General features: G+C 72.9%; 18 protein-coding genes. 5 read left to right on the forward strand and 13 right to left on the reverse strand.

The window, feature by feature from the left end; all coding sequences use genetic code 11:
* The 3 genes from ACIP60_RS02740 to ACIP60_RS02750 all read left to right on the forward strand — a co-directional run.
* The coding region (locus tag ACIP60_RS02740; protein WP_400679236.1) for a cellulose binding domain-containing protein at positions 1 to 351 on the forward strand (351 nt) is incomplete at its 5' end.
* Positions 352 to 684: 333 nt separating this feature from the next.
* Entirely contained in the window at positions 685 to 1491 is an 807-nt protein-coding gene (locus ACIP60_RS02745) for an SAM-dependent methyltransferase (protein ID WP_400679238.1), read from the forward strand.
* Positions 1488 to 3776: a putative bifunctional diguanylate cyclase/phosphodiesterase gene (locus ACIP60_RS02750; protein ID WP_400679241.1), complete on the forward strand. Its 2289-nt coding sequence runs from the start codon at positions 1488 to 1490 to the stop codon at positions 3774 to 3776. The genes ACIP60_RS02745 and ACIP60_RS02750 overlap by 4 nt, the downstream gene beginning before the upstream one ends.
* Here the strand turns inward: ACIP60_RS02750 and ACIP60_RS02755 are convergent.
* Entirely contained in the window at positions 3735 to 4820 is a 1086-nt protein-coding gene (locus ACIP60_RS02755) for an aminoglycoside phosphotransferase family protein (RefSeq protein ID WP_400679243.1), read from the reverse strand. The two genes, ACIP60_RS02750 and ACIP60_RS02755, sit on opposite strands and share 42 nt — an antisense overlap.
* A gap of 990 nt (positions 4821 to 5810) precedes the next feature.
* Here ACIP60_RS02755 and ACIP60_RS02760 point away from each other — a divergent pair.
* On the forward strand, positions 5811 to 6311 hold the full coding sequence (locus tag ACIP60_RS02760; RefSeq protein WP_400679245.1) for a DoxX family protein: 501 nt from the start codon (positions 5811 to 5813) through the stop codon (positions 6309 to 6311).
* A 133-nt stretch (positions 6312 to 6444) separates the two neighbouring features.
* Here ACIP60_RS02760 and ACIP60_RS02765 read toward each other — a convergent pair whose 3' ends face one another.
* The 11 genes from ACIP60_RS02765 to ribA form a co-directional block, all read right to left on the reverse strand.
* Positions 6445 to 6972, reverse strand: coding sequence for a protein kinase (locus ACIP60_RS02765; protein WP_400679248.1), 528 nt, complete (start codon positions 6970 to 6972; stop codon positions 6445 to 6447).
* A gap of 362 nt (positions 6973 to 7334) precedes the next feature.
* A complete protein-coding gene (locus ACIP60_RS02770) occupies positions 7335 to 8552 on the reverse strand; it encodes a tetratricopeptide repeat protein (protein ID WP_400679251.1) in 1218 nt (405 codons plus the stop codon).
* 36 nt (positions 8553 to 8588) lie between these two features.
* Entirely contained in the window at positions 8589 to 8786 is a 198-nt protein-coding gene (locus ACIP60_RS02775; protein WP_400679253.1) for a hypothetical protein, read from the reverse strand.
* A 352-nt stretch (positions 8787 to 9138) separates the two neighbouring features.
* Positions 9139 to 9384, reverse strand: a complete 246-nt coding sequence (locus ACIP60_RS02780) for a hypothetical protein (protein WP_400679256.1) — start codon at positions 9382 to 9384, stop codon at positions 9139 to 9141.
* Between the two features lie 269 nt (positions 9385 to 9653).
* A complete protein-coding gene (locus tag ACIP60_RS02785; protein ID WP_400679258.1) occupies positions 9654 to 9833 on the reverse strand; it encodes a hypothetical protein in 180 nt (59 codons plus the stop codon).
* 3 nt (positions 9834 to 9836) lie between these two features.
* On the reverse strand, positions 9837 to 10094 hold the full coding sequence (locus ACIP60_RS02790; RefSeq protein ID WP_400679260.1) for a hypothetical protein: 258 nt from the start codon (positions 10092 to 10094) through the stop codon (positions 9837 to 9839).
* Positions 10095 to 10884: 790 nt separating this feature from the next.
* Positions 10885 to 11736, reverse strand: coding sequence for a helix-turn-helix domain-containing protein (locus tag ACIP60_RS02795; protein ID WP_400679263.1), 852 nt, complete (start codon positions 11734 to 11736; stop codon positions 10885 to 10887).
* Between the two features lie 13 nt (positions 11737 to 11749).
* Entirely contained in the window at positions 11750 to 12274 is a 525-nt protein-coding gene (locus ACIP60_RS02800; RefSeq protein WP_400679265.1) for a DUF6879 family protein, read from the reverse strand.
* Positions 12246 to 12500 (reverse strand): hypothetical protein, encoded by a 255-nt coding sequence (locus ACIP60_RS02805; protein ID WP_400679267.1) that lies wholly within the window; start codon positions 12498 to 12500, stop codon positions 12246 to 12248. Before ACIP60_RS02805 ends, ACIP60_RS02800 begins: the two co-directional genes overlap by 29 nt.
* Positions 12501 to 12531: 31 nt before the next feature.
* Entirely contained in the window at positions 12532 to 13086 is a 555-nt protein-coding gene (locus ACIP60_RS02810; RefSeq protein ID WP_400679269.1) for a hypothetical protein, read from the reverse strand.
* Between the two features lie 65 nt (positions 13087 to 13151).
* On the reverse strand, positions 13152 to 13808 hold the full coding sequence (gene ribA, locus ACIP60_RS02815; protein WP_400679272.1) for a GTP cyclohydrolase II: 657 nt from the start codon (positions 13806 to 13808) through the stop codon (positions 13152 to 13154).
* Positions 13809 to 14130: 322 nt separating this feature from the next.
* Between ribA and ACIP60_RS02820 the strand changes: the two genes are divergently transcribed.
* A complete protein-coding gene (locus ACIP60_RS02820) occupies positions 14131 to 14901 on the forward strand; it encodes a VOC family protein (protein WP_400679274.1) in 771 nt (256 codons plus the stop codon).
* 15 nt (positions 14902 to 14916) lie between these two features.
* On the opposite strand, the gene lnt is transcribed toward ACIP60_RS02820, so the two are convergent.
* Complete coding sequence (gene lnt, locus ACIP60_RS02825) at positions 14917 to 16476, reverse strand: apolipoprotein N-acyltransferase (RefSeq protein ID WP_400679276.1); 1560 nt, start codon at positions 16474 to 16476, stop codon at positions 14917 to 14919.
* Between the last annotated feature and the right edge of the window lie 22 nt (positions 16477 to 16498).

The raw sequence follows: 16498 nt of genomic DNA on the forward strand, positions 1-16498 counted from the left end.
TCCGCGGCCGTCACCGCCACCACCCAGGTCGGCACCGGCACCGGCGGCGCCGGCTGCACCGCCACCTACAAGGTCAGCAGCGACTGGGGCGCCGGCTTCAACGCCGACGTCACCGTGACCGCGGGCAACACCGCGATCAAGTCCTGGAAGGTCACCTGGACCTACGCGGGCAACCAGCAGGTCACCAACCTGTGGAACGGCACCGTCAGCCAGTCCGGCCAGTCCGTGACGGTCACCAACGCCGGCTACAACGGCGCGGTCGCCGCCAACGGCTCCACCAGCTTCGGCTTCGGCGCCAGCTACTCCGGCAGCAACGCCACCCCGACCCTGACCTGCACCGCCACCAGCTGACGCCGGGCAGCCGGTAGCACGCGGCGGGCCTGCGGCAAGCCGCCACCGGACCCGACCGACGCGGGAGAGAACCGCGAAGCACCACCCCGGAGGCACCGCCCCCGTGCAGGGTCTGCACGGGGGCGGTCGCCCGTCCACCGCCGTGCGGACGCCGCCGCCCGGGACGTGCCGTACGGGCGTCCCACGCCTCCCGGGGCACGCCGCGCGGGACGTGCCGCGCCGCGCCGCCGTTCGGCTGCCAGCGCTTGCGGCCCGGATCGGAAGTGTAGGAGGATCTTGGTGTCCTCTTGCCATTTTCGACTGCCAGGCCGGAAGGCCGGAAGGAGTGCCGTCATGGCGCGTCCGAACTGGGTGCCTGCAGGGACCGACCTCGACAAGCCGAACGCGGCCCGGGTGTACGACTACTACCTCGGCGGTTCGCACAACTTCGAGGTCGACCGGAAGATGGCGCGCAAGGCGATCGAGCTCTGGCCGGACCTCCCGATGATCATGCGGGCCAACCGGGCCTTCCTGCGCCGCGCCACCCAGTTCGCCGCCGCCGAGGGCATCAGCCGCTTCCTGGACATCGGCTCCGGCATCCCCACCTTCGGCGCCGTCCACGAGGTGGCCCGCGAGTACCGGCCCGACGCGCGCGTCGTCTACGTCGACATGGACCCGGTCGCGGTCGCCCACAGCCGCCTCATCCTGGCCGACGACCCGCTCTGCCCGGTCGTCGACGCCGACCTGCGCAACACCGACGACCTGCTGGGCCGCCCCGAGGTCGAGGAACTGCTCGCCCCCGGCGAGCCCGTCGCGGTCATCCTCAACGCCGTCATGCACTTCGTCACCGACGACGACCACCCGGACCGGATCCTCGCCAAGCTCCGCGAGGCCCTGCCCAGCGGCAGCATGCTGATCCTCTCGCACGCCTCCCTGGAGGGCCGCCCCGATCAGGCCGGCTCCCACCAGAGCCTGTACCGCTCCACCCCGACGCCGCTCACCATGCGCAGCCGCGAGCAGATCGCCGCCTTCTTCACGGGCTACGAACTGGTCGAGCCCGGCATCGTCTACCTGCCCGAGTGGCGCCCCGACGACGCGGAGTCGGTCGGCCCGCATCCCGAGCGGATGACGGGGATGGCCGGCGTCGGGCGCCTGTCGTGAACCAGTCGCCCGGCGCGGACGAGCCCCCCGGCACGGCCGCGGGGGGAGCGGCGGACGCACCGGGCGCGGCGGCGAGCGAGGCGGGCGCGGCGGGCGCGGCGGGTGCGGGGGCGAGCGCCGGGTTCCGCGACGCGTGGGCCGCGATGCTGCGGGCCGGGCACGGCGCCGCGGTGCGCCCCGGCGTGCTGAACCCGCTGATCGCCCGCACCGCCGAGCTGCTGCACCGGGCCTCCCGGGAGCAGCCGTTCCGCCCCGAACTGGCCGGCCAGGCCGGGGCGCTGCTCATCGACAACCAGTTCACCGACCCGCAACTTCTCGCCGAAGCCGTCCAGTTGATCCAGCGTCAACCCGTCCCGGACGACCGCGGCCCGGTGCTCGGGGGCGCCTTCGCGGCCGGCTGGGCGGCCGCCCTGCGCGAGCGCACGCTGCGCGAGCAGGAGGCGATCCGGCTGGCGGCCGACACCGCCCGGCAGGAGGTCGAGAAGGCCCTGCGCGCCTCCGAGGCCCGCTTCCGCGCGCTGTTCGAGTCCGCGGCGATCGGCATCGGCCTCGGCGACACCGACGGCAAGATCCTGGCCGTCAACCGCGCCCTGGGCGAGATCTTCGGCGGCGGCCCCGAGGACATGCGGGGCGTGCGGGTCGGCGACCTGGTCCACCCCGAGGACACCCCCGGCGTCTGGGAGGCGTACGAGGAGCTGATCAGCGGCAAGCGCGAGTACTTCCAGTTCGACAAGCCGTACTACCGGCGCGACGGCGAGGTGGTGTGGACCCACCTGACCGTCTCGCTGATCCGCGACGACGACGGCGTCCCGCTCTACCAGGTCGCCATGCTGGAGGACGTCACCGACCGCTACCGCCTCCAGGAGCGGCTGCGCCACCAGGCCACCCACGACCCGCTGACCGGCCTGCCCAACCGGGCCGCGTTCTTCGAACGGCTGGAGAAGCTCTTCGAGGACCCGGAGCCGGACGCCCGCTTCGGCCTCTGCTACGTCGACCTGGACGGCTTCAAGATCGTCAACGACAGCCTCGGCCACGACATGGGCGACCAGCTGCTGACCGTGGTGGCCGGGCGGCTGGAGAACGCGCTCAGCCCGCTCGGCCACATGGTGGCGCGGCTCGGCGGCGACGAGTTCGTGGTGCTGCTGGAGAACTGCCGCGGCGAGCAGGAGGCCGTCGCCGCCGCCAAGACCGTCCTCGCCGCGCTCACCAAGCCCGTGGTGATCGGCGACCACCGGCTGGCCGTCGGCGCCAGCGTCGGCGTGCTGGAGCGGCGGATCGCCAGCACCACGCCCGGCGCGGCCGTCCGGGCCGCCGACCTCACGCTGTACCGGGCCAAGGAGGCCGGGCGCGGCCGGTGGACGCTGTTCGACCCGGAGGAGAACGCGCGCGCCGTCAGCCGGTACGCGGTGTCCGTGCGGATGCCCGCGGCGCTGGACCGCGGCGAGTTCTTCATCGACTACCAGCCGATGGTCGACCTGGCCTCCGGCGCGATGACGGGCGTCGAGGCGCTGGTGCGCTGGCGGCACCCGCAGCTCGGGGTGCTCGGCCCGGAGGAGTTCGTCGGCGTCGCCGAGGAGACCGGGCTGATCATGCCGCTCGGCCGCTGGGTGCTGGAGCAGGCCTGCGAACAGGCCGCCGACTGGGTCGCCCGGTTCGGCGACCGGGCACCCAGGGTCAGCGTCAACCTGGCCGTCCGGCAGGCCCGCAGCGCCGGACTGGTCGGCGACGTCGAACGCACCCTGCGCACCACCGGCCTCGAGCCGTCGATGCTCCAGCTGGAGATCACCGAGTCGACCGTGGTCGGCCCCGAGGACGAGGCGCTCAAGGCGCTGCACGCCCTGGTCGACCTGGGCGTCTCGCTCGCCGTCGACGACTTCGGCACCGGCTGGTCCAACCTCGCCTACCTGCGTGACCTGCCGGTCTCCAACCTCAAGATCGCCGGGTCCTTCGTCGGCGACCTGCACGACCCCACCAAGGACACCCACCTCGGCTGGCGGATCGTCAGCGGCCTGGTCTCGCTCGCCCACACCCTGGGCCTGACCGTCACCGCGGAGGGCGTGGAGAGCCGCGCCGACGCCGAGCGCCTGCGCCTGATGGGCTGCGACCTCGCCCAGGGCTGGCACTTCGGACGGCCGGTGCGCCCCGCCGAGATCGCCCGGCGGATCGCCGAGACCGAGACCGAGACCGACCTCGAGGACGCGCCGGAGGCGTGGGGCAGGGGCGGGGACGGGGCCGGGGCTGGTTCAGGGACCGATTCGGGGTCCGGGTCCGGGGCCGGAGTCTGAGCCGGAGCCGGCGAGTTCGCGCAGGACCGGGACGAGGACCTCGCGCAGCCGGTCGCGGTCGCGGGCGAAGCGGCGGGACTGCTCCAGGCGGCCCGAGACGTGCCACAGCCAGGCCGACAGGGCGCCGGAGAGCGGGAGTTCACCGGTCTCCGGGCGGTGCAGGCCGCCGGTGCGCAGGGCGGTGACCAGCTGCTCGCCCCAGGAACGGCCGTCCAGCAGCCGGCCCAGGTCCAGGGCGAAACTCGCGCGGTCGACCACGGCCGGGCCGTCGGCCAGGGACTCGCCCCAGCCGACCAGTCCGGTGACGGCCGGTGGCGGTCCGTCCGGGTCGGGGGAGCGCAGCAGCAGGTTGCCCGGGGTGAAGTCGCCGTGCGTCCGGGCCACTTGCACCGGCCGGCCGGTCAACTCGCGGCGCAGGAAGGACCGCAGGGCGAGCAGACCGGCGGTGCCCTCCGCGCCCCGGCACCAGCGCACCCGGTCCGAGAGCACCGCCAACCGGTGGCCCAGCCAGCCGTCCACCAACCGCCCGTCCCGGCTCAACCCGCCCGTCGCGCCGTGCAGTTCGTCCAGGACGCCGAACGCGGACGCGGCCAGCCGCCCGGCCAGCTCCGGGCGGCGGGACAGCAGGACGTCGCCCGGTACGCCCGGCAGCACCCCCTGCACCAGCACCGGCGGCCAGCCGCCCAGCCGGGAGTCGACGGTCTCCGGCAGCAGACCGCGCAGCCCGGGCGACCGCAGCTCCGAGGCCAGCACCGCGACCGCGTCCCGCTCGCGGACCAGCGCCCGTACCGCCTCCCGGGTGCGCGGGCACTTCACCAGCACCGGCGACCCGCCGCCGGCCGGACGCCGCCGCGCCACCAGCACGTCCGAGGACCCCGGCGTCACCGCCTCCCACCTCCCGGGCCCCAACTCCCGTGCCACCAGGCGCAGTCGCAGCCCGTCCGCGACCCGCCCCGCCACCCCCGGCGGCACCAGCAACAGCCCGCCCGCGACCTCCCGCACCCCCATCAACTCGTGCAGCGGGACACGACTGCCGACGTTCATCCCCACCCCCGCCCGCCCCCGGCGCCGACCCCCGACGTCCGGAGACCGACCCACCACCCGCCCGACACCACCCGGCCGACGGCGCGCCGGTCCGGCTCGGCGGGATGGTCCCCGGTGCCCCGGGGCCCGCTCGCCGCGACCGCCGGGTGCACGGGGTGGGTGGGCGAGGTCCGGGCCCGGCCCGTCGCGGGTCCGGTCGTGAGCCTGGCGGAGCTGGTCGGCCTTGTGGTCATGGCGCTCTCCGGGGAGCGACGGGGTACCGGACGCGGGTGCTTCCACCGTCCGCCCGGCCCGCCCGGAACGCAACGCGGGCCCGGGCGGGCCCGGGCGGGTCCGGCTCCCGGTCGACCCGGCGTGGCCGGGCGGGTACAGCGCGTCGACCGGCGGGCGCGGTCGGCCACCAGCCGTCGCCGTCGCCGTCCTGCCCGCACCCGGCCGGGCCGTCCCCGGGGCGGGGCGGTGTTCACCCGACGGGAGATCGAGATCCGGACGACCGTCCGCTCACCCGCCCAGGCGCGGGTTCGCGTCGACGGCGAGGACCTGGTGGAGGCCGCGGCCGGGTCCGACGGTCTCGGCAGCTACGTCCCGCGGTTACCGCCCGCCGACGGGCGCGGCCCGCTCCGGGCGACCGACCGGGCCCGCCGGGCGGAGTTCGGCGAACCCGGGTGCACGGGGCGGCCGCTGCGGCTACCCGGCCGCCACCGTCCGGCGGTACGGCGAACCCGTGGTCCGGTCCGACGGGGGAGACTCCGGACGACGGACCGCCCCTGCCCGACTTCCACTTCGACGCCCGGTAGTACGACGCCCAACTCGCCCGCGCCACGGCCGACCGCCGGTAGGACGCACCCCGGCGCCCTGAGCCTCCAGCGGCCCCGCCCCGGGCGGCCGAGCCGCAGGGCGGAAACTCTCCCGTCCCGCACCGATGAGTCCGGGCGGTCGCGTCCGTCGAAGCCGGTGAGAGCGACGACCACCGACCGGGGAGCACCTCAGATGTCCACCACCACGACCGCCACCACCACCACGACCGCCACCACCACCACGACCGCCACCACCACCACGACCGACACCGCCGCCACGACCGACACCGCCGCCACGACCGACACTGCCGCGAAGCCCGGAAAGGCCGTCGTCCGGACGGTCTGGACGCTCCGCGTCCTGCTCGCACTGTTCTTCGCCCTGGCCAGCGCGCTGCCCAAGCTGCTGGCGCTCCCCGCCGCCGCCACCGTCTTCGACGCGATCGGGGTGGGCGACTGGTTCATGTACCTGACCGGCCTGGTGGAACTGGCCGGCGCCGTCGGCCTCCTGCTGCCCCGCCTGGCCGGGCCCGCCGCGACGGCGCTGATCGCCTTCCTGGCCTGCGCGTTCGTCACCCAGCTGACCGCGATGCACGGCGAGAACGCCGGCACCCCGTTCCTCTTCATGGTCCCGCTCGCCGTCATCGCCTGGCACCGCCGCACCGACACGACCGCCCTCCTCGGCCGCCGTCGCTGAACGTCCGCCGGAGCGCGTGGCCCGGGACGAGCCGAGCCGTCGAGCCAGGCCGAGCAGGCGGCGGACAGCCTCGTGGTGCGGATGCCGGGGAGCACCGGAGCGTCCCCGCGCCGCAACCCCCGTGACCCGACGGTCAGCGGCCGAGTTCGCCCAGGGCGGTGAGCCGGTCGGCGAGTTCGGCGGCCGACGGACGGTTCCTGGCGTCGGCGAGCAGCACCTCCTTGAGCACCTGCTGGAACTCGGGCCAGACCTCGGTGCCGACGAGCGGCGCGGTCCGCTCCCCGACGGCTTCGAGCAGCGCTACCGGTCCGGCGGACTTCCGGTCGATGCCGACCGCCTCGTAGTCCAGCGGCCAGTCTCCCGTCACGGCCGTCCACAGGGAGGCGGCGAGGGCGTACACGTCGGACGCGAAGCTGGTGAGCACGGGCTGGCTGCCGACCGTGATCTCGGCGGCTAGCTCGGGCGCGGTGAGGTGCACCATCGTTCCCCGGAACGCCGACCAGGGCGTCTCGCCGAGGTGGCGGGCCCACGCGAAGTCGATCAGTCGTACGCCGTCCACGGTGCGGATGACGTGGGCGGATTGGAGGTCGCCGTGGACCCAACCGCGCCCGTGCAACTCCGCCACCGCCCGGGCGACGTGCACGGGGGCCGGACTGCCCATCGCGGTGCAGGAAGTCCCCCGAGGCGATCAGCTGCTCTCGCAGCCACTTCGGGCCGCAGCCGTACAGCTGGTCGAGGACGACCAGCCCCAGCCCAGTGCGGTACCGAGCGGAGACTCCAGGGAGCGCCGTGCGGATCAGCCTCTTCAGCATGGTCTGATACTCAGGCCCGGTAGTAGCCGGCCCACATGAGGTCCCCGAAAGAAGGGAGGACCCGCCCCGTGGCTGCCGGGGAAGGCCATGGGGCGGGGCCTGAGCCCGCCGGAGGGGGGAGACCGACGTGGGTGGTGCGGGATGGGTCAATGCGTTTCGTAGTCCTGGATGCCGTCTCAGACGGCCGGTGCGGCGGTTGGCTCGGCTTGGGTTACGCCGGGGCCGGGGGGAGGTTCGTGAGGGTGCGCCGGGCCTGATCCCGTGCGCGGAAGCCGAGGCTGATGAGGGTGATGCTCTCGCCGACCCCGAGCGGCGTCCGCCCGTGTGGCGTGAGTGCGCCGTCGAAGACGACACCGCTGCCCGCTCCGAGGTCGCATTCGAGGTAGCTGGCGGTGCTGATGAAGACGGTGGTGCTGGCCTTGTCCGCTTGGGTGGGGCGGGTGCGCTGGAGGCAGATGATCAGGTTGGCGTCGCCGAACCCGGACTCGTCCAGGTGGAAGTCGAGGGACTGCCCTTCCGTGTAGCCGATGTAGACACCGGTGTGCGGCTGCTCGACGGCGAGGCCGGTGGACCGCGCTACGAGCGCGGCCAGGTCGACCTGGGTGGCGAACTGGTTCGCGGCCTCGCCGACGGCCGCGTTCCGCTTGCCATTGTGCAGGTATCCGTCGGTGAAGAGAGCCTTCTCGGCCTCCGCCGCCATGGCGGCGACCGGCTCGGCGGGGAACGGGTGGTCCCGCAGGTGCCGGGGCTGCACCCGCTGGTGGGCGGCGAGACCCCGCACCTGCTCTCGAATGGCGGGGAACCCGGCGTGCCACTGCGACGCGTCGGCGACGGTGGTACGGGTCTGTAGCCACGCCGTCCACCGACGACTCCACTTGTTCGGTGCCGCTGCGGCGGCGTTGCCGAGCAGGGTGTCGACCCGGTCGAGTGCGGCTTGCGTGGACTCGACCAGTTCGGTGTTCCCCTTGGCGATCCGCAGCCGCAGCGCCTCTTGCAGGTGCGTCCGGGCGCCGGTGAGGTTGCCGCGTTCCGTGAGGTGCTTGCCGGTGTGCTGGAGCGCGAAGTCGAGGAGTTCCGGGCACGTGCCTCGCGCGGTGTCCAGGGCGCTGCGGTAGAACGTCTCCGCGGTCTCGATGTCGCCCGCGTAGCGGTGGGCGTCGCCGAAGTTGAGTTCGGTGGCGATGACGGCCCGGACGTTCCCGCTGGTGATGGCGAGTTCGAGCGACTGTCGGAGGGACGTGTGTGCCTCGTCGTAGTTCCCGAGGCTCATCTGGGCGATGCCGATCCACCGGGTCAGGACCCGAATCCGGTCGGGATCGGGGCTGGTGGCCAGTTCCTCTCGAAGCCCCTGCAATGCGGTGGTCAGCTCGGCCCGGTCGGTGGGGACCATCCGCAGGTCTGCGTCTTGTCTGATGAGGTGCTGGAGCACTGGGCCCTCCCTCGTTCGGTTGCGGTCAGCCTGGCACTACAGCTGGTCGATCTGCTGGCGCAGGCCGGTCAGCAGGTCTGCCCCGTGCGGGGTGAAGTGCGCCCCCAGGATTTCGAGTTCGCGCATGAGGTAGCGGGCGGCCGGCAGCCCCTCGTCGTAGGCGCTGCGGAAGCACGCACGCTCGTCGGCGGTCAGGTCGTCTCGGTCCAGCTCGGTACGGCGGAAGCGCAGCAACTGGTTGTCGACGCAGATCGCGTGGAAGGCGCGGTCGATCTCCCAGAACTGGTTGCGTGCGACGCCCTGCCCGGCCCACCACGCGATGTCGATCTTCGGTGAGGTCTCGGACGAGAACCCGTCGGCGAAGACCTGGTGTTGGTTGATGTGCAGGGCGATCGACTGGTGCGTTCCCTCGTGCAGCAGGTTCTCCGCCAGGAAGGGGGGGACGGCTCCGGGCTGAGGGCGTTCGGCGGGATGTGGTGCCGGGCCTTGGCGTAGCGGACGACCTTACACCTGGGCACTGAGCTGCGGGTTTCCGGCGAATGGCAGGTGTGGCCGGTAGCCGGTTCCAGAGGGCGGGCATGATGGTTCAGCTCGGACCGGTCGCGTCCGGGGGCTCGTCGACTTCCATCCAGACGATCCTTGTACGGGACGAGTAGCCGTAGCGGTTTGACAGCGCCATGGCCGGCAGCGTGGCTGCCTCGGCGTCTCGGTCACCGTTGCTCTGCCAATGCAACCGGTAGCCGCCCCCGTCCAACCGGGACAGCCTCACCTCCTGCCCCGTGATGCCGTTGATCCGCTGGGCCAGCGTGAACGCCTTCATCCCCGCGTCCATTCTTCCCTCCAAGGTGAAGGCCCCGCCCGCGGGCCTCGGGGGGGTGCGCGCGGACGGGGCCGGTCGGTGTGTGGCGGCCGAGCAGCCGTCGCCGATTCGGCGAGCGGTCAGGGAGCGTGGCCCCAGAGCGGACGGCTCCTGGCCCTCGACCACGTCCGCAGGCCACCGGTCTGGATGCGCCCGCCGCCGGTGCTCTTGCTCCGGCCCAACTCGATGCGCTAATCCTCCGGTTGCCCAGGGCGTCCGTCGAGCGGGTCGGGTGGGCCGGGTCAATTCCGGGACGTGATGACCAGACGGAGGCTCAACCCCTCCCGCCACAGCTCGACCGTGCGGGTCGGGGTCACCCGGAGCCACCGCAGACGGCCGGGCTTCCAGTCGTCCCGGTCGAAGTCGACGCCACCGACCACCAGCAGGACCAGGACGGCCAGGAACAGTAGGTGTCCGCTCACGGATCACTCCCCGTCCCAACGGCCCGGGGTCACGAGCACGTGGTCGCCCGTGGTCCGCAGGAACGACCTGTGGGCGGTGTCGGCGGTGTGCTGGGCCATCGCCTTGTTCAACGCCACCATGTCCAGCGGCGCGTCGGAACTGGTCCACGCGCAGGCCCCGTTCGGCCCGCCCTCGCATCGCGCGCTGCCCACCGTCGACCTCTCGTCGTCATGGGCCACCTTGAATTCCCGGAACCGGAACACCCCCGATCCCGTGCTCACTCGCCCACCTCCCCAAGCGGGTGGCCGGTACCGCCGCTGTCGAAAGCCCCGGATCGCGGGTAGTCGTCGTTCACGGACACGGGTTTCCTCACTCGAATCACTCGAAGATCCAGCGCCAGTCAGCGGCGCGATTCGCTCGCAACTCCCGGGCACGGGCCCTCAGGAGGCGCATGGTGTCGGATTCGGTGGGTTCCAGGGCCGGGCCGGACCCGATCGTCCCGGCGGCTGACGAACCGTCGTCCGACGTGGTCGGCGGGGCCGTCCCGGGAAGGTCGTCACCCACGCCCACCGCCCCCGGGGAACCCGCACTCGCCCCGGTGCCGTTGCCGGAGGATCTTCACGTCCAGGAGCAGGGACTCATTGGTGTACCTGCCCGCCGAGTCCTCCGCTCTCCTCGCCGCCGCCGCCATCACCGCCAGCTCGGCGCAGCGCGCACAGCGAGGCCCGACCGAGGCGACAGTCCTCCTGCCCTGCTTCTCGGCGGGACGCCCCGCCACCGTGGTCTCACGCAACAACGCGCACCAACTCCCCACCGGGGTGCGCCGGGCAACCGGGGCACACGTACCGGTACCCCCTCGCCCGCCGCTCCGCCTCCCCTACCCGGTAGTCGGCCGCCATCTGCGCCATCTGCGCCCGCGTCGCCCTACCACCGGGCCGAACGGCGCGCTGCTCCCTGCTTCCCTCCGGCATCGTCCTGCCTCCCGTCCACCGGCATCTGCTTGCCTGTCAGCAGGACGGTAGAGACGGTGAAAGGGGCATCGCCACGAAATTCTACGGAGTTCTACGCCAATCACTCCAGGGCGTTAATCGCCTCCGCGATCAAGGCCCGCGCGGCAGCCCCGTGTACTGCTTGAGAGGCCAACTCGGCGAATGCTCGGACGTATTGCTCCACCTCTGTGGGCGCGGTCACGGTCACTGCGGCAGTCAGTAGCTCCACGTGCACTCGCTGATCATCGAAGACGTTGAACGCTTCCAAGGTCCACATCTCCCGCCGGGCCGTGAACGGAACGATGCCGAGGGACACCCGAGGAAGGCTCATCAGGGCAAGCAGGTAACCGAGTTGGCCTGCCATAGTCTCGGAGTCGCCCACCCGGTTTCGCAGCACCGATTCCTCCACCAGGACGGCGAAGCGGTGGTCTCCTTCCCGAACCACGCCGTCCGAGCGGGCCACCCGAGCCGCAACCGCCTCCGCCACATCGTCAGGGGTTCGATGAAACCGTGCGATGGTACGCAGCAGTGCTGTTGCGTACGCCTCGGTCTGGAACAAGCCCGGCACGACGTTGGAGCAGTAGACACGGAAGAAACGAGTGCGCTGGTACAGCGGGACGCGAGACTCCTGGACACGCCGCAGGCCAGCGCGTTGGACCCGACGCCATTCGACGTACATCGTGTCTGCGGCACGCGATGCCGCGATCAGGTCATCAGCCTGGTCGTCGGCACCGCATGCCGCACACCATGCCTGGATATCCGCATCGGACGGCGGAGTCGTGCCTGTGGCGATGCGGGACACTTTGGACGGATACCAGCCGGTACGGGCGGCGATGTCCGCCCTCTTGAGTCCGGCGTCCTGGCACAACTCCCGAAGCCGCGCGGCCACTGCATCACGGGCTGCCTGAACGCTGGACGAAGGGGATCGAGCCATGGGATCGAGCGCGTTAAAGCTCGAAGTCCTGGTGGGGAACAGCGCGTTGCCACACTGCTTCGAAGGCGTCCACGCAGCGCTTCACCACTTCGGGGTCGTCGCTCATCACGTTACCGAGGAACGCGCCGTCGCCGGAGAACAGACCAAACTTCGCCACCCTGCCGTCGAACAGCCAGAGGTCATTTCCCGGCAGCATCAGGTCGGAGGCCAGTTCGCGGGGTAGCCATCGCACAGCTTCCCCCGCGGCGATGTTCTGGAAGGTGCACGAGTGCTCGTACCGGATGTAGTCGGTCACGGGCACTGAAACGACCCGGGCCCGACGAAACTCCACTCCTCGGGCGACAGCTTCCGAAACGGTTGTCAGGAAGGGGTTCCACCAGGACCCCCGGTCGTTCGGGTCGTACCGATGTCCGGCCTTCCGCGCCGTGAAGTCGGCGTCTTCCTCTGCGACGCCGTACACGTCACGCATCTCCAGATGAACGGCGCTGTGTCGGCTGTCCGCCAGCAACTCAGCGAACGTCGGCACCTTCTGCGGCACTGCAAGCCTCCCTGAGAGCAGCCACCATCCGGGCAGGCACCCGAACAACTGCCTCGGACTCCGGGATGTGCCCCGCCGTCAAGCACGCGGCCTCGGTTTCGGCGTCGGCCTTCCATCCCTGAATCACAATGTCGCGCGTCTCCGGGTCCACCCAAACGGTGGGGCAGTTCTCCCCGTTCGTGTGGGGGTCCTTGGCAATGAACACTAGCTCCGCGCTGGCCTCCATCGGCGGTCCGTTCCGCGAACTTCTACGCGTTTCAGCCGACGGAGTACCCACAAGCGAGGCATGCCAACCGGTCCAGTAGCCCTGCTTTCCTGACGTCCAGCCAATGGTGCCTGTGGCTGCTCGCCGGCAGGACTGGGAGCAAGGAGTGCCAAATGCGCGAAAAGCCCCGCTCCGCCTCCGGGGTGGGGCAGGGCGGGGCCACGGGGTGCCCGTCGGTTCGGGGCTGCGGCGGTCGGGTCAGTGTCGTCCCCAGTGGCGGGCCGGCGTGGCGTCGCGGGCGCTGTACCCGCGCGGTGCGGTTTCCGGCGGGGGGCGGGAGACGCAGGATGCGGTCGGCGGCGGTGCGGTGGCGTTCGGCCTGGGCGATGGCGGGGTGGATGACCTTGACTCCGGTGCGCATGCCGCCGTCGATCGTCCGGCCGTCGCAGTGCACCTGGTCTTCGAGTGCTTCGGCTTCGGCGAGCAGGGCGGTGGCGTTGTCGAGCAGGACGACGTCGAAGATCAGCCGCTTTCCGGCGTCCGGCACCCCGACCCGGTACCCCTCCTGGGCGGCGAACGCCCGGCCGCGGCTCTCCTGCGCGTCCACGGACGGCTCGTGCTTGTGGCTGCCCTTCCGCAGTTTCTTCGACGTGCGGCGTGTCCCACCTCTGCTCAGGCCATGCTCACCCGCAACATGTCGTGCGCGAGCGAGAAGGCTGTTCCGTCAGCCTTGGCGCGGAGGTAGCGGAGGTTGCTGGGGGAGAGGTGGACGCCGGTGGGGACGCGTTCGGTGATGGTGATGCCGAGGGCGGTGAGTTGGGCGGCCTTGTCGGGGTTGTTGCTGAGCAGGCGGATCGCGGGGGCGGCGAGGGTGGTGAGCATCTGGGCGGCGGGGGTGTAGTCGCGGCCGTCCTCGGGGAGGCCGAGGGCGGCGTTGGCCTGGTAGGTGTCGAGGCCGGAGTCCTGGAGGGCGTAGGCGTCGAGCTTGTTGTAGAGGCCGATGCCGCGGCCCTCCTGGCGGAGGTAGAGCAGGTAGCCGCCGGTCTCGGCGATCCGCTGGACGGATTCGCGCAGCTGGGGGCCGCAGTCGCAGCGGGCGGAGCCGAAGACGTCGCCGGTGAGGCACTCGGAGTGCAGGCGCACCAGCGGGGCGGCGGTCGGGGACGGGTCGCCCAGGGCGAGGGCGAGGTGTTCGGCGCCGTCGGCCAGGCCGTGGAAGGTGTGCACGTCGGCCTCGACGCGGTAGCCGTCGCCGAAGGCGAGCGGGACGCGCACGCGGGAGCGCACGGTGGCGGCGGGGAGCTGTCGGCTGGTCTCGGGGTGCGTCATGTCGGGTCCCTCCGGGGCCGCGGGTGGTGGTCGCCTGCGCTCGCGGTCCGGTGCGAGCCGTCACCAGGTTGTTCAAATTCGAACCGGATCGTGCTCGCCCGACGCTACACCGTGGTTCCAATTTGAACAACCGGCTTTCCCGGCCGCATTCCCCCGTCCCGTCCGTCCCGCCGCTCGTGCGGACGCACCGCCCTCCCGTTCGGCCCACCAGCCCCCGGCTACCCGTCGGTATCCCGGCAAGGTGGAGGGGTGAGGCGGAGGGGCGGAGCGCGGGCCCGTCCGCGGCAGAGCGGTGCAGAGCGACCCTGGAGATGAACCGACCGTGAAGATCACCCAACCGAGCCCCGGCGCGCCCTGCTGGGTGGAGCTCGCCACCAAGGACCCGGCCGCCGCGAGGGCCTTCTACCACGAGCTGTTCGGCTGGCGCGCCGAGGCGGTGCCGGAGGAGGGGGCGGCGGGCTACAGCCGGCTCTACCTGGGCGAGCAGCTCGTCGCCGGGCTCAGCGGCCTGATGCAGCCCGACCAGCCCACCGCGTGGACCATCGGCTTCCACACCGCCGACACCGACATCACCGCCGACGAGATCGCCGACGCCGGCGGCAGGCTGATCGCCGGGCCGATGGACGCCCTGGACTGGGGCCGGTTCGCGGTGGCCGCCGACCCCGCCGGCGCGGTCTTCTCCACCTGGCAGCCCGCCGCGATGCGCGGGGTCGACGTGCGCGACGAGCCCGGCTCGCTCGGCTGGGTCGAGCTCGCCACCCGCGATCCGCGGGCCGCCGCCGAGTTCTACGGCCGGGTGTTCGGCTGGAGCGTCAACACCGGTGAGATGTACACCGAGTTCGGCCTGGGCGGCCGGGACTTCGGCGGCATGATGGACATGTCCGACCAGTTCCCGGCCGAGGTCCCGCCCTACTGGATGCCGTACTTCGCGGTCGCCGACGCCGACCTCGGGGCCGAGCGCGCCGCCCTGCTCGGCGCCACCGTCACCCTCCCGCCCACCGACGTCCCCGACGGGCCGCGGCTGGCCGTCCTGCGCGACCCGCAGGGCGCGCTGTTCGGCATCCACGTGGTGGAGCCGGGCGACCGCGAGTAGCGCGGCGGGCGCGGCTCAGACCCGGGCCGGGGGCGCGCCGGTGGGCGCCGAGGACGGCGGCGGGCCCGGGCGACGGCGCTCGCGCAGCAGCGGCCCGGCGGCGGTCGCGGCCGCCGCCAGCACCACCGCCAGCGCCGTCAGCGGCACCCAGTCGCCCAGCCGGACGTACCAGGTGCGGGCCGCCGGGTCGGCCAGCGCCAGCCGGACCGTCGCCGCGCCGGTCTCGTCGGTGCCCAGCCGCACCAGCCGCCGGCCCTGCGCGTCGTACGCCACCGACTCGCCGGTCAGCGCCGCCTGCACCACCGGCCGGCCGGTCTCCGCCGCCCGCAGCGCGCCCAGCGAGGCGTGCTGGGCCGGGGCCCAGGTGGACTGGAAGGTCGAGGTCGCCGACTGGTAGACGATCAGCGCGGCGCCCTGCTGCGCGCTGGTGCGCGACAGGTCGGGGAACGCCGACTCGAAGCAGATCAGCGCGCCCACCGGCAGCGGACGCCCGTCCCGGTCGGCCACCGGCAGCAGGTGCACCGAGCTGCCCGGGGCCCGGTTCTCGCCCGCCGCCGCGCTCACCCCGGCGATCCAGCCCAGCAGCGGGCGCAGCGGGATGTACTCGCCGAACGGCACCAGCCGGATCTTCCGGTAGCGCGCCACCAGGCCCGAACCGTCCACCAGCACCGCGTCCTTGGAGATCCGGCCGTCGGCCTTCCGGGCGTCCTCGCCGACCAGCAGCTGCGCGCCCGTGGTGCGCGAGAGCGCCGCCAGCCGCTGCACCGTCGCGGCGTCCCGGTCCAGGTCGTCGGTGGTCGAGCTCTCGCCCCACACCACCAGGTCCACCGGGCTGCCGGCCAGGCTCCGGGTGATCTTGACGTTCGCCTCCAGCCGGGCCTGCTCGTCCGCGGTCGAGCCGACCTGGACGAGCGCCACCGACGCCGAACCGGAGGTCGCCGGGGCGGCCTGCTCGGCGAACGCCAGCGGGCCCGCCAAGGCGACGGCCAGCGCGGCCGCCCCCGCCGCCGCGCGCAGCCGCAGCTCGTGCGCGCACAGCAGCACCAGCAGCGCCGTGTTGACCGCGACCAGCGCCCAACTCACCAGCCACACCCCGCCGATCGAGGCCAGGCCGAGCACCGCCGGGTGCTCCCACTGGGTGGCGCCGAGCAGCGCCCACGGCCCGCCCAGCGCGCCCCAGGAGCGGACGAACTCGGCGCTCACCCACACCGCGGGCAGCACCGCGAGCGCCGCCGCCGCCCGGCGCGGCGCCGGCTCGCCGTGCAGCAGCCACCACGCGGCCAGGCCCAGCGGCGCCTGCAACGCGCCGAACAGCACCGCCAGGACGGGCAGCGCCGGGCCGATCGACGGGATCAGCCAGTACATCCCGGTCAGGATGAACCCGGCGCCGAACCACCAGCCGCGCACCGCCGCCTCGCGCGGCCCGTCCGCCGCCCGCATCAGCAGCAGGCCGGGCACCAGCGCCGCCCAGGCCAGCCAGGCCAGGCCGACGCCGGGGAAGGTCAGGACGGGCAGTGCGCCCGAGGCCAGCGCGCCGTAGCGGGCGGGTCGGGTGAGTGCGGTTCGCAGGCTCATGCGGAGATTGTCCGCCCGGGAG

Origin of the sequence: Kitasatospora sp. NPDC088783, assembly GCF_044750705.1 — a bacterium.
GTDB lineage: Bacteria > Actinomycetota > Actinomycetes > Streptomycetales > Streptomycetaceae > Kitasatospora > Kitasatospora fiedleri.

Coding starts and splice junctions, on each gene's coding strand:
- ACIP60_RS02795 (WP_400679263.1), bottom strand. CDS start 11,736: ATGGCTCGATCCCCTTCGTCCAGCGTTCAGGCAGCCCGTGATGCAGTG.
- ribA (WP_400679272.1), bottom strand. CDS start 13,808: ATGACGCACCCCGAGACCAGCCGACAGCTCCCCGCCGCCACCGTGCGC.
- ACIP60_RS02755 (WP_400679243.1), bottom strand. CDS start 4,820: ATGAACGTCGGCAGTCGTGTCCCGCTGCACGAGTTGATGGGGGTGCGG.
- ACIP60_RS02760 (WP_400679245.1), top strand. CDS start 5,811: ATGTCCACCACCACGACCGCCACCACCACCACGACCGCCACCACCACC.
- ACIP60_RS02745 (WP_400679238.1), top strand. CDS start 685: ATGGCGCGTCCGAACTGGGTGCCTGCAGGGACCGACCTCGACAAGCCG.
- ACIP60_RS02780 (WP_400679256.1), bottom strand. CDS start 9,384: ATGGACGCGGGGATGAAGGCGTTCACGCTGGCCCAGCGGATCAACGGC.
- ACIP60_RS02765 (WP_400679248.1), bottom strand. CDS start 6,972: ATGGGCAGTCCGGCCCCCGTGCACGTCGCCCGGGCGGTGGCGGAGTTG.
- lnt (WP_400679276.1), bottom strand. CDS start 16,476: ATGAGCCTGCGAACCGCACTCACCCGACCCGCCCGCTACGGCGCGCTG.
- ACIP60_RS02805 (WP_400679267.1), bottom strand. CDS start 12,500: ATGGAGGCCAGCGCGGAGCTAGTGTTCATTGCCAAGGACCCCCACACG.